Below are 26,134 nucleotides of genomic sequence, written 5' to 3'. Positions count from 1 at the left end.
CTCTCGCCCGCGAGTCCTGCGCTCCCCACCGTCGTCAGGTGCTGCGCAGCCGAGCCTTGGCACGCCAGTAGAACCGCCGCGCCCGCATCGCCTGCGGGTGCTTCTCGGAGAGAACGCGCAGCCTGCCCTTGATTCGGTGGACGCCGCGCTGCCCGGCCCCCGGCGGGGGCGGAGACGGCACTCGATGGATGAGCCGCGCGATCGCCGCCACGGCGGTCTCCAGCAACACCGCGTCGTCGGGCATGTCGACCGCCGTGGCGGTGCCCTCGGCCCGCAGCGCGGGAACCAGGTCGTCGAGGTCGCCGACGATGTGGTAGCCGGCCTCGGCGACGGCGTCGACGAACCGGCGCACGGTGTCCGCCACCCACTCGTGATCACCGGGGGGCAACGCGATGCGGGTCGAACCGTCCAGCTCCGCCAGCACCCGAGCCGCGAAGGTGTCCTTCACCACTCCCGCGTACCGCGGCCACGGCATGTCCGGCCCCAGCGCCACGTTGACCCGCCGCAGCAGCTCCGTCTCCGCCAGCCCCAGCGAGAAGTTCTCCTGCGGCACATCGGTGGTGTACTTGCCGGCGTCCACCCCGAGAACGGCGGCGAACCGCCGCCACAGCAACTCCGACGGCGCGCCCTTCGGCGGCACCGTCACCACGTGCACCCGCTCCGGCGGCAGCGAGCCGCCCCACGTGCGCAACACCCTCGGCAGGTCCTGAAAGTCCCAGAACGGCCTGCTGATATCGGTCAGTTCCCCGCCGCGCAGGTGGGCGAGGAAATCCTCCAGCGTCGTGGCGTCCCTGGTCTTGATGTTTTCCTGCCACACCGAAGGAACCTGGCGCGCGAAGTCCCGAACGGTGCAAACCACGTGGATCTCGGCGAACGACAACGCCGACAGCACCCGCTGCGCCTCCTCGGGACTGGCCGGGGCCAGCAACTCCGACGAGATCAGCGACGTGCCCTGCCACGCGCGCACCTGCTCCACCAGCCAGTCCCAGGAGCCCTTCACACCTGGCTCGTTCCACTGCGGGAAACGTTGCGGGTGCACGTCTATCGCGGCCTTGTGCTGAGCCGTGTCATCGGCGCCTGGATAGAGCACGCCATCCGCGGCCAGCGCTTCACGGTGGTGCCACAGCAACGCCTGTAGGGAGGTGGTGCCCGTCTTCGGCAGCCCGATATGGACGTAGACACGTTGGGATCGGTGGGTCATGAGCCCGGGATCGTAGTAGGTGGCCTTGCCAAGGTGTCTATGCTGCCAGAAATTCACGGGCACCGGATCGAGAAGGAGCGTCGAATGCCACCACCCACCAGCCCGCGGCTGTCCCGCGGCGTGACCGTCTGGCTCACCGGCCTGCCAGGTGCGGGCAAGTCGACGGTCGCTCGCGCTGTCGCCTCGCTCGCGGGCGAGAACGTGGAGGTTGAGGTACTCGACGGCGACGAGCTGCGCAGAACGATCTCCAGCGACCTCGGCTTCTCCCGCCACGATCGCGACCAGCAGGGCCGCAGGGTCGGCTACATCGCAGAACTGCTGTCCAGGCACCGGGTGCTCACGCTGGTGCCGGTGATCGCACCCTACGCCGAGACCAGGACGGCCGTCCGCACTCACCACGAGCAGCGGGATACGTCCTTTTTGGAGATTCACGTCTCGACACCGGTGGAGGAATGCGCGCGGCGCGACCCCAAGGGCCTGTACGCGCGTGCCGCCGCGGGCGAGATCAAGGGAATGACCGGCGTCGACGATGTCTACGAGCAGCCACTCGACCCGGACCTGCGGATAGACACCAGTGATCTGACGATCGAGGAAGCGGCCACCGCGGTGCTGGACCTGCTGCGCACCCGGGACCTGCTCACCGTGGCGAGTGCCGAGGAAACCGGTGTTGTGGAGCGGACGGCGCTCAGCGGCTGAGCGCCGTCCGCTCCCAGGCTCAGCCCCTGGTCGCGGCCTGGACCAGCGCGCGCTCGGCGAGCACCTTCGCCAGATGCTGCCGGTAGCGCGAACTGGCGTGTGCCTCGTCCGGCGGGTTGGTGCCCTCCGCCGCCAGCCGTGCCGCCTCGGCATTGGAGGCGCCACCCGCCAGCGCTTCCTCGGTAGCCGTTGCCCTGATCGGCGTCCCCGCCATGTTGATCAGTGCCACCGAGCCACCCGCGACCGCGACACCCACGATCGCCCAGTCGATGGCGCGCCGGGTGAACTTCTCGAAGCCCCAGCCGGTCCCGTCCTGTTTGCGCACCCTGATCTCGGTGAGCAACTCGTCGGGCTCCAGTGAGGTCGTGAACGGGCCGACGAAGAACTCGGCCGCGGGAATCCGCCGCTCCCCCTTCGGGCCACGCGCCACCAGCACGCCGTCGCACGCCAGCACGGCGGCCGGCAGGTCCGCGGCCGCGTCGGCGTGTGCGATGGAACCGCCGATGGTGCCCCGGTGACGCACCTGCTGGTCACCGACCACACCGGACACGTGCGCCAGCAACGGCGCATGCTCGCGCAGCACCGAGTCACCCTGCAGGTCGTGGTAACGCGACATGGCGCCGATGACGACGTCGTCACCGTCGGTGCGGACGTAGCGCAACTCGTCGATGGGCGAGATGTCCACCAGCAGCTCGGGCGCTGCCAGCCGCAGCTTCATCAGCGGCAGCAGCGAATGCCCGCCCGCGAGGAGCTTGGCGTCGTCGCCGTGCTCGGTGAGCACCGCGAGTGCCTCGTCCACCGACGCCGCGCGCCGGTAGCTGAACGGAGCGGGAATCACCTGTCGACCTCCTGACCGGATGCCTCGATCACCGCGCTGACGATGTTGTGGTAACCCGTGCAGCGGCACAGGTTGCCCTCGAGGCCCTCACGTACTTCGTCGCGGGTGGGTTTCGGGTTGTGTGCCAGCAGCGACGCCGATGCCATGATCATTCCTGGCGTGCAGAACCCGCACTGCAGCCCGTGCTGCTCGCGGAAGGACCGCTGCAGCGGGTGCTGCTCGCCGTCCGGCCCCGACAGTCCCTCCAGTGTGGTGACCTTGTGGCCGTCGGCCTGCGCGGCCAGCACGGTGCACGACTTCACCGACTCGCCGTCGAGCAGCACGGTGCAGGCACCGCAGGAAGTGGTGTCGCAGCCGATGTTGGTGGCCGTGAGCCCGGCGTTCTCGCGCACGAAGTGCACGAGCAGCGTCCGGTCCTCCACCTCGTCGGTTACCGTTCGTCCGTTGATCTCGATCGTGACGCGCACGCTCAGTCCGCCTCCCGTACTCGCGCCAGTGCCTGCCAAACCCGCATCGGCGTAGTTGGCATGTCGATGTGTTTCACCCCTAGATGCGACAGCGCGTCCACCACCGCGTTGTGCACGGCCGGTGTGGAGCCGATGGTCGCGGCCTCGCCGATGCCCTTGACTCCGAGCAGGTTGCGGTCGGTGGGGGTGGCCATGTCCAGTAGCTCGAAGTCCGGCAACTCCGTCGCCGTGATGAACGAGTAGTCCGCCAACGTGGCCGTTGTGGGGTTGCCGTCGGCGTCGTAGTTCATCACCTCCAGCAGCGCCTGCGCCGCTCCCTGCCCGAGCCCGCCGTGCCGCTGACCTGTGAAGGTCACCGGATTGACGACCGGCCCCGCGTCGTCAAGGGCGACGAGCCTGCGCAGCACCACCTTGCCGGTGAGGGTGTCCACCTCCACCACTGCCAGGTGCGCCCCGAACGGGAAGGTCGGGGTGCCCTTGTCGAACCACACGTCCGCGGACAGCTGCCCCTCGCCTGCCTTCTCGGCGACCTGCGCCCACGTCACCGTCCTGCTCGACGGCGCGCCGCGCACCTGCCACATGCCAGCCTCGGCGTTGAGCTCCATGTCGTCGGTGGAGGCTTCCAGCAGCTCGGCCGCCACCTGCTTGGCGCGCTCGATCACCTCGTCGGCGGCCTGGCGTACGGCCGACCCGCCAAGTTGCAGCGACCGGGAGCCGAACGTGCCGACGCCCTTGGGCACCTCGTCGGTGTCGCCGTGCCTGACGGTGATCCTGTCCATCGGCACGCCGAGCTGGTCGGACAGCAGCATGGCCAGCGTGGTGTCCAGCCCCTGGCCGTGCGGGGAGGAACCGGTATATGCGGTCACGGAACCGTCGGCGTGGATGTCGACGCGGCCGCTCTCCCCTCCCCCGTCACCGCCGGTGATCTCCACGTACGTGGCGAGGCCGAGGCCGAGCGCGACCGGATCTCCGCTGTCGCGCCTGCGCGCCTGCTCCGCCCGCAGTTCGGTGTAGCCGGCGTTCTCGAGCACCTTGTCCAGTGCCTGCGCGTACTCGCCGGTGTCGTACACCGCGCCGGTCGGAGTCTGGTAGGGGAACTCGTCCGGCCGGATGAAGTTGACCTTGCGGACCTCCGCGGGGTCCATCCCGATCTCGGCGGCGAACAGGTCCATCGCGCGTTCGATCGCCGCGGTGGCCTCCGGCCGCCCGGCCCCCCGGTAGGCGGAGATCGGCGTGGTGTTGGTGACCACGCCACGGCTGCGGGCTTCCACCTTCGGGAAGTGGTACACACCCGAGGCCATCAGTTCGGTGAGTGTCGGCAGGAACAGCGTTCGCGGATAGGCGCCCGCGTCCTGGACGATGTCGAGCCGAAACGCCAGGATCGTGCCGTCGCGGCGTCCGCCGACGGTAACCGTGTTCTGCTGCGCACGGCCGTGCGTCATCGCGGTCATGTTCTCGCTGCGGGTCTCGCTCCACCGCACCGCCCTGCCCGCCTTGCGGGAGGCCCAGGCGATCACGACGGCGTCGGGGTCCGCCCCGATCTTGGCGCCGAACCCGCCACCGACGTCCGGCGTGATCACGTGAACGGATTCCTCACCGACGCCGAGGCCTGCCGCGATGATCGTGCGCGCCATCTGCGGGTTCTGGGTGGACGGCCAGAAGGTCAGCCTGCCGTCCTCTCCCCACACGCACGCCGCGCCCCGTACCTCCAGCGGCGCGGGCGCGACCCGCTGATTCACGATGGTCTCGGTGATCACCACTTCGCAGTCGGCGAACGCGTTGTCGTCGAACTCGTGCCCGTGCTCCTGCATGAGGTTGCTGCCGTGCTCGGGGAAGATCACGGTCTCGTCGCTCAGCGCCGCGTCGATGCTGGCGACCGCGTCGAGCGGTTCGTAATCCACATCCACCAACTCGGCGGCGTCGGCGAGTTGGTAACGCTCCTGCGTGAGCACGAGCGCGACGGGCTGCCCGACGTAGCGCACCACCCCGTCGGCCAGCCACGGCTCGGCCACGGGCCCCGCCGCACCCGGCGCGAGGTCGATGTCCTCGGCGGTGTAGACGGCGACCACTCCCGGTGCCGCCAGCGCCTCCGACGTGTCGATCGACGTGATACGGGCGTGCGCGATGGGGCTGCGCACGAACATCGCGTGGACGGCGCCGGTGAGCGCCTCCTCGCGCAGATCCTCGATGTAGGTACCGCCTGTCGTGATCAGCTTCTCGTCCTCGACGCGGACCACCCTGGTACCGACGATGCTCATCTGGCCTCCCACTACGGCTACACGAGGATCATGCCTCTTCCCGCCCGAGGGCGCTTCGGCGGGAGGGCAAGTTTCTGCCCGACGGAAGTGAGCTTTGCGTGCGCCCGCCGGGCAACCTACCCCAGCGTCTGCGACCACGCGTCCCGGCGCGTTGCCCGCACAGGTGACGGGTGGTCCGGCGAGATCAAGGCGAGATCAGGCGGCCGCGAACGCGTCGGCCGCGTAATGACCTTGCAGGTCGCGGACTCGATCGGCCTGGTCCTCGGCGCGGGCGAGCAGTTCGCGCAGCCGGTGCTCGCCGACCGCGCCGTCCCGATCGCTCACCGGCAGCAGCGCACGCCAGCCCGCCGCCTTGCCCGCGATCGCCATGGCAAGTGCGTCCAGTTCGATCACGGGGGTGGCCGGGGATCGGCGCAGCAGCCTGCCGTTGAGCTTCAACCTGCCGAGCTTCTCCGCGACCCAGGCCGCACCGGCCTTGTACCCCCGGACGGGTATGTCGAGTGCCGCCATGATCCCGCGCAACACGAGCAGGTCCTCCTCCAGGTCGAGAGCCAGTCGCCGCAGCGGCTCACTGCCGGGGCTGCCTCGCTGCTCGGCCGCCATGCGGCGAGCCAGTTCGGTGGCCGCGACAGCCGCGGCGTGGTGGTCGTTGAGGTAGGTCCCAAGCAAGAGGTCGCCTGACATGTTCGCGGACTACCCCTCCGCCGGTCACCTCAACCGGCGTGGACGGCCTCCTGCAGTGCGGCCACCACGCCGCGGTACAGCCGCCCGCCCAGTCCGGCCCTGACCAGCGCGGCCCTCGCGGCGTTGGCGCCGGGACCGCCGTGCACGGCGCCGCCGGGATGAGCCGAAGCGCTGGCCAGATACAGCCGGTCGATCGGGGTGTCGGCGCGGCCGAGGCCCGGCACGGGGCGGAAGAGCAACTGTTGATGGATGGCGGCGGTCCCGCCGTTGATCGCGCCACCGACCAGGTTCGGGTTCGCCCGCCGCAACTGCGCCGGGCCCGCGACGTGCCTGCCGAGGACGCGGCCGCTGAACCCCGGCGCGTGCCGTTCCACGATGCCCTGCACATGGTCGGCGAAGCGGCGCAGCCGGTCTCCGTCGAGCGCGGCGGCCCTCGGAACGCGGGTGTAGGCCCAGGCGACCTCGCCGCCGCGCGGCGCACGGGAGGGATCGGCCCGGCATGGCTGCCCGAGAATGAGCATCGGATGGTCCGGCACCGTGCCCGTGGCCAGGTCGGCGCTGTAGCGGGTGAGTCCGGCGAGGTCGTTGTCGAGATGCACCGTGCCCGCGGCCGCGGCCTCGGGGTTTCGCCATGGGATCGGGCCCGACAGCGCCCAGTCGATCTTCACGGTGGCGGCGTCCCAGTGGAATCGCTCCAGGTCGGCGAGCAGCCGTGCGGGTAGCCGGTCGGGGCCGACGAGCCGCCGGTACAGCACCGGTGCGGGCACGTCGGCCAGTACCGCCCGGCTGGCCCGCACCCGGGTACCCGAGACATCGATCACACCGACCGCGCGGCCGCGCGCGGTGAGCACTCCGGTGACCTCTCTTTCGCACTCCAGCCTGCCGCCGAGGGCGGTGAGCCGCCGCACCAGTGCGCGGGTGAGCATTCCCGCTCCGCCGTGCGGAACCGGGAACCCGACGTCTTGCCCGAGCATGCACAGCAACCAGCCGAACACCGCGCCGCCCGCCTGTTCGGGCCCGAGGTCGGCGTGCAGTGCGTTGCCCGCCAGCAACAGCCTGGCGCCGTCGCCGCCGTAGGTCTCCTCGGCGGCGGCGGCCGAGGGCATGGTGAGCATCCTGGCGAATCGCAGCCCTTGCGCCGCGCCAAGCGTGCGGGCCAGCCGCAGCCCGGAGCGCACCGGCGGGAACGGCGTGAACAGCGCGGAGAGCAACGGCTCCCGCATCCGCGACCAGGCGGCGAACTGGGCGTGCCAGGCCTCGCCGTCCCCGGCGTGGAATGCCGAGAGCGACGCCATCGTGTCCTCGACGCGACGGTGCAGGACGGCGCAGCGGTCGTCGGGCAGCACGTGGGCGAGCACCGCCGGGGCGTGGCGCCAGCGCAGGCCGTACGCGGTGAGCCCGAGCGCGGTCAGGATCGGTGAGGCGGCGGCGAGCGGGTAGAAGGCGCTGAACTCGTCGTGCGCGAAGCCCGGCTCGGTCAGTTCCGCGGTGCGAACCGCGCCGCCCGGCTGGTCGGTGGCCTCCAGCACGAGCACTTCCCAGCCCGCGTCCGCGAGCAGGTTCGCCGCCACCAGGCCGTTGGGCCCCGCGCCGATCACCACGGCGTCGACTGTGTCCACTGGCAGCCGACCATACCCGCCTGCCTCGCCGAGGGCGGCTCGCGCCAGCGCCGTGTGACGTGCTGGCGTGCACACAACCCTGGAACAGTCGGTGATCTCCGTTTAGAGTGCTCACCCGGTTGAGGCACAAGACGATCTCCGTGAGGTGAACATGGCCGCGCAGCGTGGCAGGCTTCGCAGGGTCGCCGATTTCGCCGGCCGCTGGTTCGCGGTGCTGGTGGTACTCGGCGGTGTCGCCGGACTGGTGATCCCCGAACAGGCCGCGGCGGCCGCGGACTACATCCCGCTGCTGCTCGGCGTGATCATGTTCGGGATGGGCCTCACCTTGCGGGTGGCTGACTTCGCTCTGGTGCTGCGTCGGCCCTGGACCGTGCTGCTCGGGCTGGCCGCCCAGTTCCTGATCATGCCGCTCGCCGCGTGGGCCATCAGTTGGGTGTTCGGGCTGTCCGGTCTGTTGCTGGTTGGCATGGTGCTGGTGGGCGCGGCACCCGGCGGCACGGCGAGCAACGTGATCGTGTATCTGGCCAAGGGCGACGTGGCGCTGTCGGTGACGATGACCTCGGTGGCCACGCTGCTGGCACCGCTGCTGACGCCACTGCTGGTGCTGTGGCTGGCGGGCTCCGACCTGCCGGTCGGATTCTGGGCGCTGTTCGAGTCCATCGTGCAGATCGTGCTGGTTCCGGTGGTCGCGGGGCTGGTCGTGCGCGCGCTGGCGGCGCGCTACGTGGAACGGGTGCTGCCCTACCTGCCGCTGGTATCGGTGACCGGCATCGTCGTGGTCGTCGCCGCGGTCGTGGGAGCCAACGCCGACGTGGTCACCGCGGGCAGCGCGCTGCTGGTAGCCGCGGTCGTGGCGCACAACGCCGTGGGGTTGGTACTCGGCTACCTCGCGGCCACATTGACCGGGCTGGACGAGTCCGCACGGCGAGCCGTCAGCATCGAGGTGGGCATGCAGAACTCCGGCCTTTCGGCCAGCCTCGCCACCACCCACTTCGCACCACTGGCGGCGTTGCCCGCCGCGCTGTTCTCGGTGTGGCACAACGTGTCCGGTTCGGCGCTGGCGACGTACTGGGCACGCAAGCCCGCTCGGCCGCGTCCGGGGGAACGCGCGACGACGGGCGGCTGAGGCCGGACCCGGCGGCGAGCCCGGCCGCGAAATCAGTCCCGGTCGCGCTCCTGCTCGAACGGAGTGAACTCCAGCCGCAGCGCCCCATCGCGCGCCACCACGCTGAGCACACCGCCCTCGTCCTCCTCCCCCAGCCGGTCCAGCGTCCGGGCCAGTTCCCCAGGGACGCCGCGGGGTTCGGTGTCGCTTTGCGCCAGCGTCCGGTGCAGTTCCGCAACGTCCCAGCCGTCGGTGTTCCCGCTGCCCGCGGGAACGGCAAGCGTGACATCGAGCAGCCACCTGGAGACCTTGCCGGTCAGTTCGGGCGTGCGGTGGCTTTCGATCCCGACGACCTGATCCGCCCTGATCAGCCCGTCGCTGAGCGTGCTGATCCAGACGTTCTTCAAACCCATGGGCTGACCCTTTCCGACGCGGTGTACGCGCCGTCGAGGCTGCCCGAAAGGCAGACACCCGCGACAGGGCCCAAGGTCACGAACCACCGAGCCGGTGGCCGGTGGCCGGTGGCTCAGGTCGGCGACCAGGTGTTCGGCAACACCTCCGGGGTCCTCGACGCCCGATGACCGCAGCGGGGGACTCGCGGGCAGGAGCGGGGGACTCGCGGGCAGGAGCGGGGGACTCGCGGGCAGGAGCGGGGGACTCGCGGGCAGGAGCGGGGGACTCGCGGGGCTGGGCGGCCGCTCACCGCACCGAGGGCAGCGCCTCCTGCGCCTTGGTTTTCGTTCCCTGCACCAGAATGTGCCAGGCATTGGGGTCGCCCTTGAGTAGCGCCTCGGTGGTGGACTTCACCTGCTCGAAGGTGGCATGCGGCGGGATGGGCGGCACCTCCGGATCGCAGCGAACATCGAGCACGGCGGGCCGGTCGGCGGCGAGCACCCGATCCCATGCCGCACCCAGGTCGGCGGGATCGGACACCGCGACCCCCTCCAAGCCGACCGCGCGAGCGAAGTCGGCGTAGGAGACCACCGGCAAACTCTGCGACTCCTCGAACTTCGGTGCCCCACCCAACGCGCGCAGCTCCCAGGTCACCTGGTTCAGGTCGCCGTTGCTGAACACGCACACCACCAGCCTGGGGTCCTGCCACAGCTCCCGGTACCTGGCGGCGGTGATGAGTTCGGCCATGCCGTTCATCTGCATGGCACCGTCACCGACCAGCGCGATCACTGGCCGCTGCGGGAAGGCGAACTTCGCGCCGATCGCGTACGGCACCCCAGCGCCCATCGTCGCGAGCGTGCCCGAGAGCGACCCACGCATCCGGCCCCGCATCCGCAGGTTACGGGCGTACCAGTTGGTCGAGGAACCCGAGTCCGCCGTGAACACCGCGTCATGGGGCGCACGCGCGGACAGTTCGTGCACCACCCGGATGGGGTTGACCGGTTCGGCGTCGAGCATCGCCTGCTGCTCCATGGTCCGCCACCAGGAGTCGACGTTGCCCTCGACGGTGGAACGCCACGCGGTATCCGACTTGCGTCGCAGCAGCGGCAGCAGCGAACGCAGCGTGCTCTTCGCCTCGCCCACGAGGTTCACCTCGGTCGGGTAGCGCATGCCGATCATGCTGCCGTCGATGTCGATCTGCACGGCACGCGCACTGCCGAAGTCGGGCAGGAACTGGCTGTACGGCAGGTTGGAGCCCACGATGAGCAGCGTGTCGCAGTCACGCATCAACTCGTAGCTCGGCCGGGTGCCGAGCAGGCCGATCGAACCGGTGACGTAGGGCAGGTCGTCGGGCAGCACGTCCTTGCCGAGCAGCGCCTTCGCCACCCCGGCCCCGGTCACCTCGGCCACCTGCCTCAGCTCCTCGGCGGCGTTGCGCGCGCCCTGGCCCGCCAGAATGGCCACCCTGCTGCCCTCGTTGAGCACATCGGCGGCTCGGGCCAGCTCGTCCTCCGCAGGGGTGACGATCGCGCGGGCGGAGCTGGGCTCGCTGGAAGGGACGTGCTTGAACTCGTGCCTCGGCGGCTGGTAGGGCTCCTCCTGCAGGTCCGCGGGAATGATCATCACGGTCGGGGCGCGCCGGGACTGGGCAGTGCGCACCGCCCTGTCAAGCGCGTTGGGCAACTGCTCGGCGACGTTGACCTCGACCAGGTACTCCGAGGCCACGTCCTTGAACAGCGCCTGCAGGTCCACCTCCTGCTGGTAGCTGCCGCCCATCGCGCTGCGTGCCGTCTGCCCGACGATGGCAACCACGGGTACGTGGTCCAGCTTGGCGTCGTACAGTCCGTTGAGCAGGTGGATCGCCCCGGGGCCGGAGGTCGCGAGGCAGACACCCACCTTGCCGCTGAACTTGGCGTAGCCGACGGCTTGCAGCGCCGACATCTCCTCGTGGCGGGACTGCACGAACCGTGGCTGGTTGTCCGCGGCTCCGAACGCGGCGACGATCCCGTTGATGCCGTCTCCGGGGTAGCTGAAGACCTGCTCGACGTCCCATTCCCGCAGGCGCCGGAGCACGTAGTCGGCGACCGTCTCGGCCATGCTGCCTCCATAACTGTCACGGAACTCGCACTGCGGCTACCCGGACCCGGCGAAGCCAACCCCTCATCGGTGACGGGATCGGCCGTGGCGGTTGAGGCCGCACCTCGCGGGTACCACACCCCGCGATGAACCTGAACCGGATGTTGCGCAAGGCCGAATCGGTCACCCTGTTCGACCGGTCGTCCACGAAACTCACGCGAGCCGTGCACAACGTGCTGGCGGGCACCCGAACCGACGCCGCGCTGCGCGGTTCCTGGCTCGGCCACCCGCTGCACCCGCTGGTGGTCACGGTGCCCATCGGTGCGTGGGTCTGCTCGGCCGCACTGGACCTCACCGGGCAACGGGACGCGGCGCGCGAACTCGTGGGCATCGGGCTGGCTCTCACGCCGCCCGCCGTGGCCGCCGGCGTCGCCGACCTTTCTCACATGTCGCTGACACAGCGGCGGGTCGGCGCGCTGCACGCCGCGGCCAACACGGTCGCGGCGGCCTGCTACCTGGTGTCGCACCGGCGCAGGGCGGCGGGCGCCCACACCGCCGGCATGGTGTGGGGAATGCTGGGCCTGCTCGCGGTCGGCGTGGGTGGTGCGCTCGGCGGTCATCTGACCTACGCGCTCGGCGCGGGCGTGCACCAATGGCAGGGCGGGCCAGGACCGGACCACTGAACAAACGACACCCGGGAAACGACACCGGGGGACGCCCACTGAGGGGACAATGAGTGGCCAGCCCCACGGTGGGACGTTCCCGCCGTGGCCGCAACCGAGCGCCGCAGGAGGTCCGGCATGGCGGTCACCCTTGTCCACGGCACATCGTTTTGCGTCTGTGGTGACGACGGTGAGCTGGACGGCTCCGTCGCACAGGGCGCCTTCTATCAGGACACCCGGATTCTGTCGGGTTGGAGCCTGCGGATCGACGGAAAACCGGTGCAGGGCCTCACCGTTGTGACCCCGGAACCGTTCCACGCCCGGTTCGTGGGCAGGGCGCACTCCAGGGAGGGCGTCGAAAGCAGCCTGCTGGTTCGCAGGGAACGCTATGTCGGCGGCGGCATGCGCGAGGACATCGTGTTACGCAATTACCGGCGCGGGCAAGTCAGTTGCACCGTGACGCTACAGGTGGCCGCCGATTTCGCGGACCTGTTCGAGGTCAAGGAGGACCGGGTCCGCGAAATCGGCCAGCACGCGGTGGAGGTGACCGGCAGCGAGCTGCGGCTGACCCGGTACGTGGCAGGCGGTAGCAGAGGTGTGCGCGTGACCGCCGAGGGGGCCGAGTACTCACGCGACCGGCTCACCTTCCGCGCCACGATCCCGGCCGACGGGCAGTGGTCGGTGTCGGTGACCGTTACTCCCGTCGTCAACGAAACCGCCGCGGCCACGCTGTTCCCTCCGGAACACCCGGTGGAGAACTCCGAACCCGCCGTACGGGCACGGCGGTGGCGAGAGCAGGGTCCGGTGCTGCGGCGGGCCGACAACCGGGCACTCGCCATGACATTACAGCGCAGCAGGGAGGATCTGGGCGCGCTGCGCATCTTCGACCCCGCCTACCCGCACGACGTGGCCATCGCGGCGGGTGCACCGTGGTTCATGGCCCTTTTCGGTCGCGACTCGATTCTGGCCTCGCTGATGTCCATCGCGATCGATCCGGCACTGGCGCTGGGCACCGTGCAGACCCTCGCACACCACCAGGGCAGCGAGGTCGATCCGGACAGCGAGGAGGAACCCGGCCGTATCCTGCACGAAGTCCGGTTCGGGGCGGACGCGTCGCTGGCGCTGGGCGGCAGCCACATCTACTACGGCACCGTCGACGCCACACCGCTGTTCGTGATGTTGCTCGGCGAACTGAGCCGGTGGGGCATCGGCAGGGAGCGGGTCGAAGCGCTCATCCCCAACGCCGACCGTGCTCTGGAGTGGATCGACAAGTACGGCGACCGCGACGGCGACGGGTTCGTGGAGTACGAGCGCGCCACCGAACGCGGCCTGGCCAACCAGGGCTGGAAGGACTCCTGGGACGGCGTCAACTTCGCCGACGGTGAGCTCGCGCGGGCCCCGATCGCGCTGTGCGAGGTGCAGGGCTACGCCTATGCGGCGTTCCTTTCCCGTGCCTGCCTCGCCGACGGCCTCGGTGACGGCGAGACCAGCCGCTACTGGCGGCACCGGGCCGCGCGGCTGAAGGAACGGTTCAACGAGCGGTTCTGGCTGCCGGAACTGGGGCGCTACGCGACGGGTTTGGACGGCGACAAGCGGCCTGTCGACTCGGTGACGTCGAACATCGGGCACTGCCTGTGGACGGGCATCCTCGCCGAGGACAGAGCCGCCTCGGTGGCGGACTCGCTGCTGGCGCCCAGCATGTTCAGCGGCTGGGGGGTGCGCACCCTCGCCTCGGACATGGGCGCGTACAACCCGATGAGCTACCACAACGGATCGGTGTGGCCGCACGACAACGCGCTGATCGCGGCGGGTCTGCTGCGTTACGGCTTCGTCCGGCACGCGCAGCGGGTGGCCACGGCCGTCTTCGACGCCGCCCGAGCGTTCGAAGGGCGACTTCCCGAACTGATGTGCGGGTTCGATCGCGAAGAATACGACCATCCGGTGCCGTACCCGACCTCGTGCTCGCCGCAGGCCTGGGCTTCCGCCGCGCCGGTGCACCTGCTGCGCACGCTGCTGCGCGTCGAGCCCGACCTGCCGCACGGCAGGCTACGGGTGGCTCCGGTGCTTCCGGAGTCGTTCGGCGCGCTGGTCATCGACGACGTGCCGCTGGCCGACGCGCGGATTTCCATCGAGGCGCGGGGCGAGACAGCGACCGTGCGCGGCGTTGGCGACGATGTCGAACTTGTCCGGTAGTGCGTACCTCGTCCGAAGGGCTGTTGTTTCACCCCATATTCAGTAGGGAATGGGGCGAACATGAGCCAACTCGAAATCGCCATGGTGGCGCCACCGTGGTTCGAGCTACCGCCGAAGGCCTACGGTGGAATCGAATCCATGTGCGCCGACCTGGTGGAGCAACTTACCTTTCGCGACCTTTCGGTCACTCTGGTCGGGGTGGGGCGCAACGGTACACCCGCGGATTTCATCCCGACGTGCGAACAGCCCAATGAGGATCGACTCGGACAGGCGATGCCCGAGATCATCCACGCCTCGCTGTTGCCGGAGATCGTGCAGAAGCTGGAGCCCGATCTCGTGCACGACCACAGCCTGGCAGGCCCGCTATTGGCCAGCGGCCGATCCTTGCCCACGGTGGTGACCGCGCACGGGCCGGTGACCGGTGAGATGGGGCAGTACTACCGCGGCCTCGGCGACAGCGTGCACCTGGTGGCCGTCTCCGACGCGCAACGCCGGATGGCGCCGAACCTGAACTGGGTGGGTACGGTGCACAACGCGGTGCGGGTGGAGCGGTTCCCGTTCCAGGAGAACAAGTCGGACTTCGCGCTCTTCCTCGGCAGGACCTGCCCGGAGAAGGGGATTCCGCACGCGATCGCGGCCGCGCGTGAGGCCGGGGTCAAGCTGGTGATCGCGGCCAAGTGCCGCGAACCGGACGAGCTGAAGTACTTCGAACGAGAGGTGAAGCCGCTGCTCGGCCCGGACGTCGAGTGGATCGGTGAGGTGGAGCGGGCACAAAAGGTGGAACTGCTCTCCGCCGCCCGCTGCCTGCTGTTCCCGGTGTGCTGGGAGGAACCGTTCGGCATCGTGATGGTCGAGGCGATGGCGTGCGGCACTCCCGTCATCGCGCTCGGCAGGGGCGCCATCCCGGAGGTCGTCACGCACGGCAAGACCGGATTCGTCTGTGACGAGCCGGGCGAGCTCGCCGACGCCATTCACAGGGCGAGCCGGCTGTCGGCTGAGGACTGTCGCGAGGAAGCGGAGGACCGCTTCGACGTGGAGACCATGGCCAAGCGCTACGAGCGCGTATACCGGGCCGTGGCCTGAGTCCGCGCCGACGTTCCTGGTGTCACCGCCGGAGCCGATACCGCCCATGCTCGCCACCCTCGGCGGGGTTCCCACCGGTGAACAATGGGCGTTCGAGTGGAAGTGGGACGGGGTTCGCGCCATCGTCGGGTCGGACGGCGAACGCGTGCGCGCCCACTCGCGAAACCTGCGCGACATCACGGCCACCTACCCGGAGCTGTCCCGACTGGCGGGTCCGATCGCCGGTACCGTGCTGCTCGACGGTGAGCTTGTCACGCTGGACGAGCGAGGCCGGCCGGATTTCGGCAGGCTGCAGTCCAGAATGCACGTTGCCTCCCCCACCGCCGCGCTACTGCGGGATTATCCGGTCTGCTATTACGTGTTCGATCTGTTGCGGCTGGACGGAGCCGACCTGCTCGGACTTCCGTATCAGCGGCGCAGGGAACGGCTCGCCCGGCTCGGCCTGAACCACCCACCGCTGCTGCGAACGCCCGACCACTACACGAACACCTCAGGCGCCGACCTGCTCGAGGTCGCCGCCGAGTACGGCCTTGAGGGCGTGGTCGCCAAGCGACTCGACTCCAGCTACCGCCCCGGCACGAGATCTCGGCACTGGATCAAGACCCCGCTGCGGCTGACCCAGGAGGTGGTGATCGGCGGCTGGACACCGGGCGAGGGCCGCAGGGCGGGCATGCTCGGTTCGCTGCTGCTGGGCGCACACGACGAGCGAGGAACGCTCGTCTACATCGGCCATGTGGGAACGGGTTTCAGCGACGCGGCATTGCTTGACATGGGGGAACGACTGCGACCGCTGCGGCGGGAATCGAGCCCGTTCGGCACCGGGGTACCTCGCGACCGCGCGCGCGAGGCCACCTGGGTGGAGCCGACGCTGGTCGGGGAAGTGGAACACCGGCAGTGGACCGGCGAGGGCAGGCTGCGCCACCCGTCCTGGCGCGGCCTGCGCACCGACAAGCGACCGCACGAGGTGCGACTGCCCCGGTAACCACGCACAGGGCCGGTGTCATCGGCGCCGCCGAGGGCGCTGCCCGAGGAAAGGGAGCTGCTGCCAGGTGGGCCCGTCCGGTCAGACCTTGCGGCCCACTCCCGCGAGACCGCGCGAGCGTCGTGGGTCCTTGCCGAAGGGATCCTGCCCGGCAGGACGCCACTCGGGCAGCCACACCAGTCCGGGGTCCACCAGCTCCAGCCCGTCGAAGAAGGCCGCGATGTCCTCCCGCGAACGCGGCATCGCCGGGTTGTTCGCCTTCGCTCGGTAGGACGCCGAGACCTTCTCCGACGCCGCCAGCGTCTCCGCGTCCTCGGGATCGACGTGGATGTGGGACAACGCCAGCAGGCTGCCCTTCGGCAACTTGCCGACGTAGAACGAAAGCATCTGCTGCGGCTGTGTCTGTGGTGGCATGAAGTGCAGCAACGCCACGGCGAGCAGGCAGACCGGCTCGCTGGTGTCGATCAGGCCGGTGTCCAGTACCCGCTGCCACAGCAGCGCACCGTCGAAGAAGTCCGCGTCCAGCGCGCGGTGCCGCTGCGGATCGGCGGTCTGTTCCAGCAGGATTTCGGCGTGCGCCTGCGCGATCGGCTCGTTGTCGATGTAGACCACCCGGCACTGGCCCGGGGCGACCTCATCGGCGACCTCGTGCACGTTGCCCTGTGTCGGTAGCCCGGAACCGATGTCGACGAACTGCCGGACGCCTTCGGACACCGCGAACCGCACGGCGCGCCCGAGAAAGGCCCGGTTCGACCGCGCGAAGTCCCTGATGTCGGGCAGTATCCGCAACTGCTCCTCGGCGAAAGCCTGGTCCACCGCGTAGTTGTGCACTCCGCCGAGCAGATAGTCGTACACCCTGCCGACCGACACCTTGTTCACCGAATCGGCGAGCCGATCGGTGTTGTCCGCCGCCATCGCGTCTGCTCCTTCCCCGGCTTTCGCCGACACCGCAAGTCTGCCGTGACGATCATCGGGTGTGAACACCGGCTCCCCCCTACGCTTGGGGCGGGTAGTGGAGGCACCGATGACGACGCGGCAGCAGCCGGCCGAGAACGCCGGTGGGCACGGCGCTCACCATGCGCACGACAAGCACGCGGGGCACACCACCGCGATGTTTCGGGACCGGTTCTGGCTCACCCTCGCGCTGACCGTGCCGGTGCTGCTGTACGCGCCGATGGTGCAGCACTGGCTCGGATACACCGCACCGGACTTCCCCGGCTCGGAACTGATCGCCCCAGTGCTGGGCACCGTGATCTTCGGCTACGGCGGCTGGCCGTTCCTCGTCGGAGCGGTACGCGAGATCCGGGATCGCCAGCCCGGCATGATGCTGCTGATCGGCATGGCGATCACGGTCGGCTACAGCGCCAGCATGGCCGCCAGCTTGGGCGCCTTCGCCGTGGACGTGTGGTGGGAACTGTCACTGCTCATCGTCGTCATGCTGCTCGGGCACTGGATGGAGATGCGCGCGATCGGCCAGGCACGCGGGGCGCTGGCCGCTCTGGCGGAGCTGCTGCCCGACGAGGCCGAACGCGTCGCCGACGACGGGTCGGTGCGGACCGTTCCCGCCACCGACCTCTCCGTCGGCGACCTGGTGCTGGTCAGGCCGGGCGGCCGGGTTCCCGCCGACGGCACCATCGTCTCCGGCACCGCCGACGTGGACGAGTCGATGATCACCGGAGAGTCCAACCCGGCACCACGATCCGAAGGCGACCGGGTGGTGGCCGCGACCGTGGCCACGGACAACTCGATCAGGGTGCGGGTGGACGCCGTCGGCGAGGACACCGCGCTGGCGGGTATCCAGCGAATGGTCAGCCAGGCGCAGCAGTCACGCTCGCGTGGTCAGGTGCTGGCCGACCGAGCGGCGGCGTTGCTGTTCTACGTGGCCGTCGCTGTCGCGGCGATCACCGTCACGGTGTGGGCGTTGCTCGGCGACCCCGACGCGGCCGTCGTGCGGTCGGTGACCGTGCTGGTCATCGCGTGCCCGCACGCGCTGGGCCTGGCGATTCCGCTGGTCACCTCCATCTCGACGGCCAAGTCGGCACGCAACGGGATTTTGGTGAAGGACCGGCTGGCGCTGGAGCGGATGCGGTCGGTGGACACGGTGTTGTTCGACAAGACCGGCACTCTGACCGAGGGGCAGCACGTGGTCACCGGGGTCGCGGCGGCCGATGGCGACGAGACCGAACTGTTGGCGCTCGCCGCGGCGGCCGAGTCGGACAGCGAGCACCCGCTCGCCCGCGCCGTCGTCGCGGCCGCGCGTGAGCGCGGTGCCGAGGTCCCGCCCGCCACCGGATTCCGCTCGATGGCGGGGCGCGGCATCACCGCGGAAGTGAACGGAGCCGACGTCACCGTCGGCGGACCCGCGCTGCTGCGGGAGCGGCAGGTGTCGGTGCCGGACACGCTGAGCGAACCGGTGCGGCACTGGCATGAAAGGGGCGCGGCGGTGCTGCACGTGCTGCGCGACGGCGAGGTCGTCGGTGCGCTGGCGCTGGAGGACCGCGTGCGGCCGGAGTCACGGCCCGCGATCGACACGCTGCACCGGCTCGGGGTGGCGGTGGCCATGATCACCGGCGACGCCAGGCAGGTGGCCGACGCGGTGGCGGCCGAGTTGGGCATCGACGAGGTGTTCGCCGAGGTGCTGCCGGAGAACAAGGACGCGACGGTTGCGCGATTGCAGCAGCAGGGCCGCACGGTGGCGATGGTCGGTGACGGCGTCAACGACGCGCCCGCACTGGCGCGCGCGGACGTGGGCATCGCGATCGGGGCTGGAACGGATGTGGCCATCGAGTCGGCGGGGATCGTGCTCGCCTCCGACGATCCGAGGGCCGTGGTGGCGGTCAGGAAGCTGTCGGCGTCCAGCTACCGCAAGATGCTGCAGAACCTGTGGTGGGCCGCCGGATACAACATCGTGGCGATCCCGCTGGCCGCCGGGGTGCTCGCGTGGGCCGGGGTCGTGCTGCCACTGGCGGTGGGCGCCGTGCTGATGAGCCTTTCCACGATCATCGTCGCGCTCAACGCCCAACTGCTGCGCCGGGTGGACCTGCGGCAGCCCAAGTTGCGGACGTGAACCGTCCCGGGGCGGTTCGCGCCCCGGGACGGGTCACTTCTGGGCGTCAGGCGGGGGTCAGTGCCCGCTCCCACGCGCCGTAGCCGCCGATGATGTCGGAGACATCCTCGTGGCCTGCCTTGCGCAGCACGCTGGCCGCTACCGAGGAGCGCAGGCCGCCCGCGCAGTAGACCACCAGCGGCGTGGCCACCGGCACCTCGTCCAGCCGCGACGGCAACTCGGCCAGCGGCAGGTGCATCGAACCCTCGATGAAGCCGCCTTCCCGCTCGGAGCTGTTGCGGACGTCGATCACCACGGGGGGTCGCTGCTCGTCGAGGCTCTCGCGGAGCTGGCTCACGGTGACCCTGCTCGCGGGCACGATCTCCTCCGGAACCTCGAGGAAGCCTGCTTCGGCGTCGGCGAGGTAGCCGGTGACGTTGTCGAACCCGATCCGGCCGAGCCTGGTGATCATCTCCTCCTCGCGGCCCTCCGGCGCGACGACGACGATCTCGGCGTCCGGCCGCACGACCATCCCGGACAGTTCGGCGAAGCGGCCGTCGGCGGGCACGTTCAGCGAGCCGCGCACGTGAGCGGTGGCGAACTCCTGCGGGTCGCGACCGTCGACGACGACTGCCCCGCCGTCCCTGCGTGCGATCAGTTCCGCCGCGGTGAGGGACCGCAGCCGGTCACTGAGGTCGAGCAGTCCGCGGTCCTTGCGGTTGAGCACCGCGTCGTAGCTGAAGTAGCCGGGCGTGGAGGGCTGTCCCTCGGTGACGATGGCTACGAACTCCTCCTCGGTCATCGGCGCGCACGCGTAGTTGGTCAGCCGCTGCATGCCGATCGTGGAGGACCGCTCGGTGGACAGGTTCTTGCCGCAGGCCGAACCGGCACCGTGCGCGGGGAAGACCCGCACGTCGTCGTGCAGCCCCATCAGCTTGTGCTGCACGCTGTCGTAGAGCATGCCCGCCAGTTCCGCGGAGGTGTAGCCCAGCGAGGCGAGCAGGTCGGGGCGGCCCACGTCACCGATGAACAGCGCGTCGCCGGTCAGCACCCCGTATGCGACGTCGTCGTCGGCGTGCTCGTAGACGAGGATGCTCACCGACTCCGGTGTGTGACCGGGCGTCTCGATGATCTCGAGGGTGACGTCGCCAAGGCTGATTCGCTCACCCTCGGTGAGCCTGCGAATCGGGTACTCCACTCCCTCGGCGCGCTGTCCGTAGCCGATCCACGATCCGGTTCGGGCAGCCAACTCGAGGTGCCCCGCGAGGAAGTCGGCGTGGAAGTGCGTGTTTATGACGCCCTCGATGGTCAGCCCGCGTTCGGCCGCGTCGTCGAGGTACTCGGTGACGTCCCGGCGCGGGTCCACCACGACGGCCTTGCCGCTGCGCTCGTCGCCGACGAGGTAGGAGGCGTGGGACAGGCAGTCGAGGTAGTACTGCGTAAAGATCATTTCTTGTTCCTTTCCCGAGGGTTGGACCCGTTCAGACCAGGCCCTTGAGCATTCCGTGCCAGTAGATGGCGGGTAGGCCGTAGCGCTTCAGCAGCCACATGTCCCGCCGCTGCTTGGTGGTGTCGATGAGTGGGATCGAGGGCGCGGGCTTGCTGTCGTAGTCGAACTCGGCGAGCAGCATCTTGTCGCGCGCGGTGACCAGCGGGCAGGAGGTGTAACCGTTGTAGCGATGCTGCGGCTGCTTGCCGTCGAGCACGGCGAGCAGGTTGTCCACCACGACGGGCGCCTGCTTGCGGATCGCCGCTCCTGTCTTGGAGGTCGGCACGTCTGCCACGTCCCCGACCGCGAACACGTTGTCGAATCGCTTGTGGCGCAACGTGTACTTGTCGACGTCGACGTAGCCGTGCGCGTTGTCGGGCCCGGCGAACGGGCTGTCCTTGACCACCGCGGGCGCGCTCTGCGGTGGCACCACGTGCAGCAGGTCGTAGGGCAGCGTCTCCCGCTCCCCGGTCGAGTTGTTCACGATCTCGGCGGTGCGAGCGCCCCCGTCAACCGACACCATCTCACTGGAAAGCCGGACCTCGATGCCGTAGTGCTCCACGACCCGCTCCAGCTCGCGCGACCACACCGGCACCTTGAACATCGCCGGGTCCGGCAGCACGAGCACAACGCGGATGTCGTCGAGGACGCCCTGCTTGCGCCAGTAGTCCGCGGCAAGGTAGGCGATCTTCTGCGGGGCGCCCCCGCACTTGATCGGGCCGGTGGGGTGGGTGAACACCGCGGTACCCGAACGCAGGTTGCGGATCAGTTCCCAGGTCTTCGGAGCCAGGTCGGCGCGATAGTTGGAGCTGACCGGCCCCGAGGCGAGCGCCTCGCTGAGGCCGGGTACGCGGTCGAAGTCCAGCTGCAGGCCTGGCGCGAGCACGAGCGCGTCGTAGCTGAGTACCCTGCCGCCTTCGGTGGTGACCGTGTTGGCCGACGGGTCGAACTTCGACGCCGCCTCGCGGACCCATTTCACGCCGCGAGGCACCACACTCGACTCCGGCCGGCCGGTGATGCGCACGTCGGCCTGGCCGCCGCCCACGAGTGTCCACAGTGGCTGGTAGTAGTGGGTGGTCGCCGGGTCGAGCACGGTGATGTTCTTCATCCCGGCACGTCGCAACCGGGCGGCCACGGTGATACCCGCCGTGCCACCTCCCACGATCACCACGTGCTTGTGAGACTTGTCGGCCATCGGTGGCCTCCTTCGGTTCTCCCGGATACTCAAATCATACCCCCGGGGGTATATATCGCAAGCGAGCTCATCGGCCTCCGACGTCCCCGGAGACCATCGACTCGAACCACTCCCGCGCGAAGAGACGCTTGGCGTGGCGGAAGTACGGCAGCCAGGGCATGAGCGTGCAGTCGGCGGGCCCCCTGCCCGACGCGGGCGCGGTGAAGTCGCAGTGCAGGAACGAGCCGGTGTCACCGGGGTCCACGAAGCAGATCGCCGACATCACCGGCTCCCCCGGCGGCGGGGAGGCGGGGTTGCCGGAGTCACCGGCGAGCAGTTCGGCCGCGATCCGGTCCGCCACGTGTGCGGCCTGAAACGCGGCGAGAGTTCCCGCCATGCCGACCTTCAGCGCGGGCGCCGCCAGGTCACCGATCACCGAGACGGCCGGGTAGCGGGGATGTCCGAACGTCGGGAAGGTGACCTCCGGCCAGCCGTTCTCCCCGGTCAGCGGCGACCGCGCGACCACGGAGGGTACCCGGTGCGGTGGCACCAGGATCGCGGCGTCGTAGGGCAGCTCGCGGCCGTCGGCGCTTCGCACCGTGCCGCCGTCGGCCTGCGCGAGGTGGAACTCGCCGTGGAAGCCAACGCCCGCGCTGTCGAGCATCGCGGCGAACGCCGCGGCCGGACCCTCGCCGAACGGCGCCAGCGGCCGGGGCCAGGGATGAACGATGTCGACGCGTGCTCGGGTCGCGGCCTTGATGCGCACGGCCAGGTCGAACACGGCGGGCGGGCACCGGTAGGACACCCCGCTCGGACCGACGACCACGCGGTCGCCCTCGCCGAGGCCGTGGAGCGCCTTCCTGCCGGCGAGCGCACCGTCGAGCGTCCACGGCGCCAGCTCACCTGCCGAGCCCGCGTCCCCAGGCCAACCGACGTCGACCCCGAGCGCCACCACGAGGTGGTCGTACTCCAGCGTGCCGAACGTGCCGTGCACCGAGGACGCGTCCGGGTCCAGGCCGGTGACCTCGCCGTTGACCTGCCGCACACCCGGCCGCAGCAGGTCCTGCAGCGGGCGACGGAACGACTCGGCGGGAGCACCGTCCAGCATCATCGGCACGTAGCCGGGAAGGAAGACGTGCTCCCGCGAGCGATCGACGAGAACGATGTCGAGATCCGGGCCGCCGCCTGCCCGCGCCGCCAACCGGTTGGCCGCCGACAGTCCGCCGGCACCCGCGCCGAGAACGACGACTCTGCTGGTCATGCACCCCTCCAGGGGGACGGGACTCACCTTTCCCGCCACTATACCCCTCGGGGTATCTACCAGCGATGCACCGCCGGTGACCGCTCGGGCACGGCATGCTCAGCCGTCACTGCGAGGCGACGCCGACGAAGACCTCCGTGCACTGCTCGACGATCTCCTCCTCGCTCAGCGACAGTGCGCCACCGAGCCAAGCGGTCAGCACCTGCGCCAGCCCGCCGACCAGGAGTTCGGACACCACGGCGAGGCGCGCGCTGTCGTCGATGCCGTAGAACTCCCGCGCCTGCAGACCAAGCAGCCGGACGAACAACCGGGCCGACTCGGCACGCCTGGCGGCCAGTACGCTGCCACCCAGCGCGGGCGAGAACAGCAGCCTGCCCCTGCGTGGGTCCTCGGCGACGTAGCGCACCAACCTACCCAGACCCGCGCGAACCTTCTGCCTGGCGTCGTGCGGGGCTGCCTCGACGGCCGCCAGAGTGGCGGCGGCGAGGCCCTGCACCACGTGGTCGTACACCGCGGCCACCAGCGCGTCGCGGTCGGCGAAACTCTCGTAGAAGTAGCGCGTGGCAAGACCCGACTGCCGACACACGCCACGCACGGACAGGTTCGGCTCCCCTTCGGCCGCCCCGAGCAGTTCCAGCCCCGCCTCGATCAACTGGGCGCGACGCTCGGCCGTGCGGTCGGCGCCTGCGACCCCACCGTAGATCCGCAGCGATGTCGATTCCATGACCCCATCTTGACATCTCCGGCGGCCACCCTGTTGCATATCTGACAACGGCCGTTCGCAGAATGAGCGCGGGCGGCCCCGAGGCGGGAGAAGGGAACGACCGTGAGTGCCACTCGAACGCGGGGCGACATCCGCGAGAAGACGATCGTCGGCGCGGGACTGCTAGCAGGCGGCGCCAACGTGATCATGCAGCTCGCCCACCCCGGTGTCGGTTACGGCGTGGTGGAGAGCCGGGTCGACGACGGCAACGTCTTCAAGCACCCGGCGCGGCGGACCCGCACCACACTGACCTACCTCGCCGTCGCGATGCTGGGGACCGACGAGGAGCGCAAGGCGTACCGGCGTGCCGTGAACCGGCAGCACAAGGAGGTCTACTCCACCGATTCCAGCCCGGTGTCCTACCGAGCGTTCGACCCCGAGCTGCAACTGTGGGTGGCGGCCTGCCTGTACCGAGGCATCGAGGACGTCTGCCGCAGCTTCATCGGCGAGCTGGACGACGAGACCGCCGACGAGATCTACGCCTCCTCCGAGGCGCTGGGCACCACTTTGCAGGTGCGCCCCGAAATGTGGCCCGCCGACCGGGCGGCGTTCGAACGGTACTGGGAACAGGCCCTTGAGAAGATCTCCATCGACGACACCGTGCGCGGTTACCTGTACGACCTGGCCACGGTGCGGTTCCTGCCCCGCCCGCTCAGCCTGTTGCTCGGCCCGTTCAACCGGTTCGTCACCACCGGGTTCCTGCCGCAGCGGTTCAGGCAGGAGATGCGGCTGGACTGGTCGCCACGGCACCAGCGCCGCTTCGACCGATTCATGAAGGTGCTCGCGGCCGTGGTCATGCGGCAGCCGAGGGTGCTGCGGGAGTTCCCCTACAACTTCTACCTCTGGGACATGCGTCGCAGGCTACGCAAGGGCAAGCCGCTCATCTGACGCGAACCCCGGTTAACCATGCCGGGAGGTCAGCTCGCCAACGCCGCGAACACCAGGTGCTTGATCTGGTCGGCGTCGGCGAGCCTGCGCCTGCCCATGGACAGATCGTGCACGATGTTCAGCGCGGCATGCACGGCAAGCCGCGCGTGGGTGGTGTTTCTGCCCTCGTGAACCGCCACCACCAGCCGCACCCACTGTTCCACGTGCTCGCGCTGCGCCTTGCGCAGCGCGTGCCGGTCGGCTTCCGGCAGGTTCTCCGACTCCGACAGGTACACCGCGGCCATGTCGCTGTGCTGGAAGGCGAAGCCGACATAGGAATCGACCAGCCTGCGCAACGCCTCTCCCGGGTCACTGGCGTCGTCCACCGCCGCGCTGGTCGCGGCAGCGAGCCGGTCGGCCGCCCGGTAGTAGACCGCGGCCAGCAGGTCGGCCTTGCTGGCGAAGTGCCGGTACACGCTGGAACCGCTGATCCCGGCCGCGGCGCCGAGATCCTCCATGGTTACCCCGTGAAAGCCCCGCTCGCGAAACGGCCGTGGCGCGGCCACCAGCAGCCGTTCCCTGCGGGAGACGAACTCCCCCGGCGCGGGCTCCGACCGGCTCGGCTGCCGCTCCAGCCGAGGTGGCAGGCCGGTAGCCAGTACCGCGGTGGCCACCGCGCGCAGTTCGGCTTCGGCCACCCGCGCCGACACCTGCGTGCGGTGGGTTCCGAAGCTGGCGATCGCGCTCAGCGCCGCCGAGGCCAGCGTCGTCCGGTCGGCGGCTGGCAGCCGGGGCCGGGCTCGCCCGCACGCGTCGGCGAGCACGTCGACCAGCGCGGCCAGCGCGCCGGTGAATCTCGCGTGCTCGGTGGGCTCGAGGTAGCGGCTCTCCCACTGGTACAGCGGGACGCTACGGCGGCGCTCGATCACGAGCCGGACGCACTCGCCCACCACGGCGTCGAGCCGCTGCGCCGCGGTGCCCGTCGACTCTCGGGCGGCTGCCACGATCCCCTCGATGGCTTCGCTGATCTCGCCCGCGGCGTAGGCGAGTATCGCTTGCTTGTTGCGGAAGTGCTTGTAGATCGCGGGACCGGTGATGCCCGCCTCCATCGCGATGTCGCCGAGCCCGACCGTGTAGTAGCCCCTCGCGCAGAACAGCTCCGCCGCGATCTTGGCCAACTGGGATTTGCGGTCAACTCGCCCAGCGGGCACCGCCGTCGATCCGCTCGCGGACCCCGCCATCTCTCACACCCTCCGCCGGACGAACCACTGCTATCA

Annotated in this window: 22 protein-coding genes; 8 read left to right on the top strand and 14 right to left on the bottom strand. The window is 69.9% G+C overall.

Features of this window, described 5'->3' with window-relative positions:
- Positions 1-34: 34 nt before the first annotated feature.
- On the bottom strand, positions 35-1,201 hold the full coding sequence (locus tag FHU38_RS12005; RefSeq protein WP_167170290.1) for a hypothetical protein: 1,167 nt from the start codon (positions 1,199-1,201) through the stop codon (positions 35-37).
- 39 nt (positions 1,202-1,240) lie between these two features.
- Here FHU38_RS12005 and cysC point away from each other — a divergent pair, with 39 nt between their 5' ends.
- Entirely contained in the window at positions 1,241-1,897 is a 657-nt protein-coding gene (gene cysC / locus FHU38_RS12000; protein WP_167170287.1) for an adenylyl-sulfate kinase, read from the top strand.
- Between the two features lie 19 nt (positions 1,898-1,916).
- On the opposite strand, the gene FHU38_RS11995 is transcribed toward cysC, so the two are convergent.
- The 5 genes from FHU38_RS11995 to FHU38_RS11975 all read right to left on the bottom strand — a co-directional run bounded on the left by FHU38_RS11995 (position 1,917) and on the right by FHU38_RS11975 (position 7,763).
- Positions 1,917-2,735, bottom strand: coding sequence for an FAD binding domain-containing protein (locus tag FHU38_RS11995; protein ID WP_167170285.1), 819 nt, complete (start codon positions 2,733-2,735; stop codon positions 1,917-1,919).
- On the bottom strand, positions 2,732-3,202 hold the full coding sequence (locus FHU38_RS11990; protein WP_167170282.1) for a (2Fe-2S)-binding protein: 471 nt from the start codon (positions 3,200-3,202) through the stop codon (positions 2,732-2,734). The genes FHU38_RS11995 and FHU38_RS11990 overlap by 4 nt, the downstream gene beginning before the upstream one ends.
- Positions 3,203-3,204: 2 nt before the next feature.
- Positions 3,205-5,460, bottom strand: a complete 2,256-nt coding sequence (locus tag FHU38_RS11985) for a xanthine dehydrogenase family protein molybdopterin-binding subunit (RefSeq protein WP_167170279.1) — start codon at positions 5,458-5,460, stop codon at positions 3,205-3,207.
- Between the two features lie 195 nt (positions 5,461-5,655).
- Positions 5,656-6,144 (bottom strand): hypothetical protein, encoded by a 489-nt coding sequence (locus tag FHU38_RS11980; RefSeq protein ID WP_167170277.1) that lies wholly within the window; start codon positions 6,142-6,144, stop codon positions 5,656-5,658.
- 29 nt (positions 6,145-6,173) lie between these two features.
- On the bottom strand, positions 6,174-7,763 hold the full coding sequence (locus FHU38_RS11975) for a phytoene desaturase family protein (RefSeq protein ID WP_167170274.1): 1,590 nt from the start codon (positions 7,761-7,763) through the stop codon (positions 6,174-6,176).
- 151 nt (positions 7,764-7,914) lie between these two features.
- On the opposite strand from FHU38_RS11975, the gene FHU38_RS11970 reads away from it, so the two are divergent.
- Complete coding sequence (locus FHU38_RS11970; protein WP_167170271.1) at positions 7,915-8,889, top strand: bile acid:sodium symporter family protein; 975 nt, start codon at positions 7,915-7,917, stop codon at positions 8,887-8,889.
- 32 nt (positions 8,890-8,921) lie between these two features.
- On the opposite strand, the gene FHU38_RS11965 is transcribed toward FHU38_RS11970, so the two are convergent.
- Positions 8,922-9,281, bottom strand: coding sequence for a hypothetical protein (locus FHU38_RS11965; protein WP_167170268.1), 360 nt, complete (start codon positions 9,279-9,281; stop codon positions 8,922-8,924).
- A gap of 286 nt (positions 9,282-9,567) precedes the next feature.
- Positions 9,568-11,358: a thiamine pyrophosphate-requiring protein gene (locus FHU38_RS11960; protein ID WP_167170265.1), complete on the bottom strand. Its 1,791-nt coding sequence runs from the start codon at positions 11,356-11,358 to the stop codon at positions 9,568-9,570.
- Between the two features lie 125 nt (positions 11,359-11,483).
- Between FHU38_RS11960 and FHU38_RS11955 the strand changes: the two genes are divergently transcribed.
- The 4 genes from FHU38_RS11955 (at position 11,484) to ligD (ending at position 16,257) form a co-directional block, all read left to right on the top strand.
- The gene (locus FHU38_RS11955) at positions 11,484-12,020 is read left to right on the top strand and encodes a DUF2231 domain-containing protein (RefSeq protein WP_167170262.1); all 537 of its coding nucleotides are present in this window, start codon (positions 11,484-11,486) and stop codon (positions 12,018-12,020) included.
- A gap of 117 nt (positions 12,021-12,137) precedes the next feature.
- A complete protein-coding gene (locus FHU38_RS11950) occupies positions 12,138-14,192 on the top strand; it encodes an amylo-alpha-1,6-glucosidase (RefSeq protein WP_167170259.1) in 2,055 nt (684 codons plus the stop codon).
- A gap of 60 nt (positions 14,193-14,252) precedes the next feature.
- Positions 14,253-15,275, top strand: a complete 1,023-nt coding sequence (locus tag FHU38_RS11945; RefSeq protein ID WP_167170254.1) for a glycosyltransferase family 4 protein — start codon at positions 14,253-14,255, stop codon at positions 15,273-15,275.
- Between the two features lie 46 nt (positions 15,276-15,321).
- On the top strand, positions 15,322-16,257 hold the full coding sequence (gene ligD / locus FHU38_RS11940; protein ID WP_167175984.1) for a non-homologous end-joining DNA ligase: 936 nt from the start codon (positions 15,322-15,324) through the stop codon (positions 16,255-16,257).
- 81 nt (positions 16,258-16,338) lie between these two features.
- On the opposite strand, the gene FHU38_RS11935 is transcribed toward ligD, so the two are convergent.
- Entirely contained in the window at positions 16,339-17,172 is an 834-nt protein-coding gene (locus FHU38_RS11935; protein WP_167170252.1) for an SAM-dependent methyltransferase, read from the bottom strand.
- Positions 17,173-17,281: 109 nt separating this feature from the next.
- On the opposite strand from FHU38_RS11935, the gene FHU38_RS11930 reads away from it, so the two are divergent.
- Positions 17,282-19,324, top strand: a complete 2,043-nt coding sequence (locus tag FHU38_RS11930) for a heavy metal translocating P-type ATPase (RefSeq protein WP_167170249.1) — start codon at positions 17,282-17,284, stop codon at positions 19,322-19,324.
- Positions 19,325-19,370: 46 nt separating this feature from the next.
- On the opposite strand, the gene FHU38_RS11925 is transcribed toward FHU38_RS11930, so the two are convergent.
- The 4 genes from FHU38_RS11925 to FHU38_RS11910 all read right to left on the bottom strand — a co-directional run bounded on the left by FHU38_RS11925 (position 19,371) and on the right by FHU38_RS11910 (position 23,951).
- Positions 19,371-20,753 (bottom strand): MBL fold metallo-hydrolase, encoded by a 1,383-nt coding sequence (locus FHU38_RS11925; protein WP_167170246.1) that lies wholly within the window; start codon positions 20,751-20,753, stop codon positions 19,371-19,373.
- A 31-nt stretch (positions 20,754-20,784) separates the two neighbouring features.
- On the bottom strand, positions 20,785-21,987 hold the full coding sequence (locus tag FHU38_RS11920) for an NAD(P)/FAD-dependent oxidoreductase (protein ID WP_167170243.1): 1,203 nt from the start codon (positions 21,985-21,987) through the stop codon (positions 20,785-20,787).
- Between the two features lie 67 nt (positions 21,988-22,054).
- Positions 22,055-23,227, bottom strand: coding sequence for an NAD(P)/FAD-dependent oxidoreductase (locus tag FHU38_RS11915; RefSeq protein WP_167170240.1), 1,173 nt, complete (start codon positions 23,225-23,227; stop codon positions 22,055-22,057).
- A gap of 106 nt (positions 23,228-23,333) precedes the next feature.
- Positions 23,334-23,951, bottom strand: a complete 618-nt coding sequence (locus FHU38_RS11910; RefSeq protein ID WP_167170238.1) for a TetR/AcrR family transcriptional regulator — start codon at positions 23,949-23,951, stop codon at positions 23,334-23,336.
- A 102-nt stretch (positions 23,952-24,053) separates the two neighbouring features.
- On the opposite strand from FHU38_RS11910, the gene FHU38_RS11905 reads away from it, so the two are divergent.
- Positions 24,054-24,878 carry an oxygenase MpaB family protein gene (locus FHU38_RS11905; protein ID WP_167170236.1) on the top strand — a complete coding sequence of 275 codons (825 nt, stop codon included), beginning with the start codon at positions 24,054-24,056 and terminating at the stop codon, positions 24,876-24,878.
- A 29-nt stretch (positions 24,879-24,907) separates the two neighbouring features.
- On the opposite strand, the gene FHU38_RS11900 is transcribed toward FHU38_RS11905, so the two are convergent.
- Complete coding sequence (locus tag FHU38_RS11900; RefSeq protein ID WP_167170233.1) at positions 24,908-26,098, bottom strand: TetR/AcrR family transcriptional regulator; 1,191 nt, start codon at positions 26,096-26,098, stop codon at positions 24,908-24,910.
- Between the last annotated feature and the right edge of the window lie 36 nt (positions 26,099-26,134).

The organism is Saccharomonospora amisosensis (genome assembly GCF_011761185.1).
Lineage (GTDB): Bacteria > Actinomycetota > Actinomycetes > Mycobacteriales > Pseudonocardiaceae > Saccharomonospora_A > Saccharomonospora_A amisosensis.
Note: the sequence above shows the minus strand (reverse complement) of the source record. Positions and strands in the feature narration are given on the sequence as shown.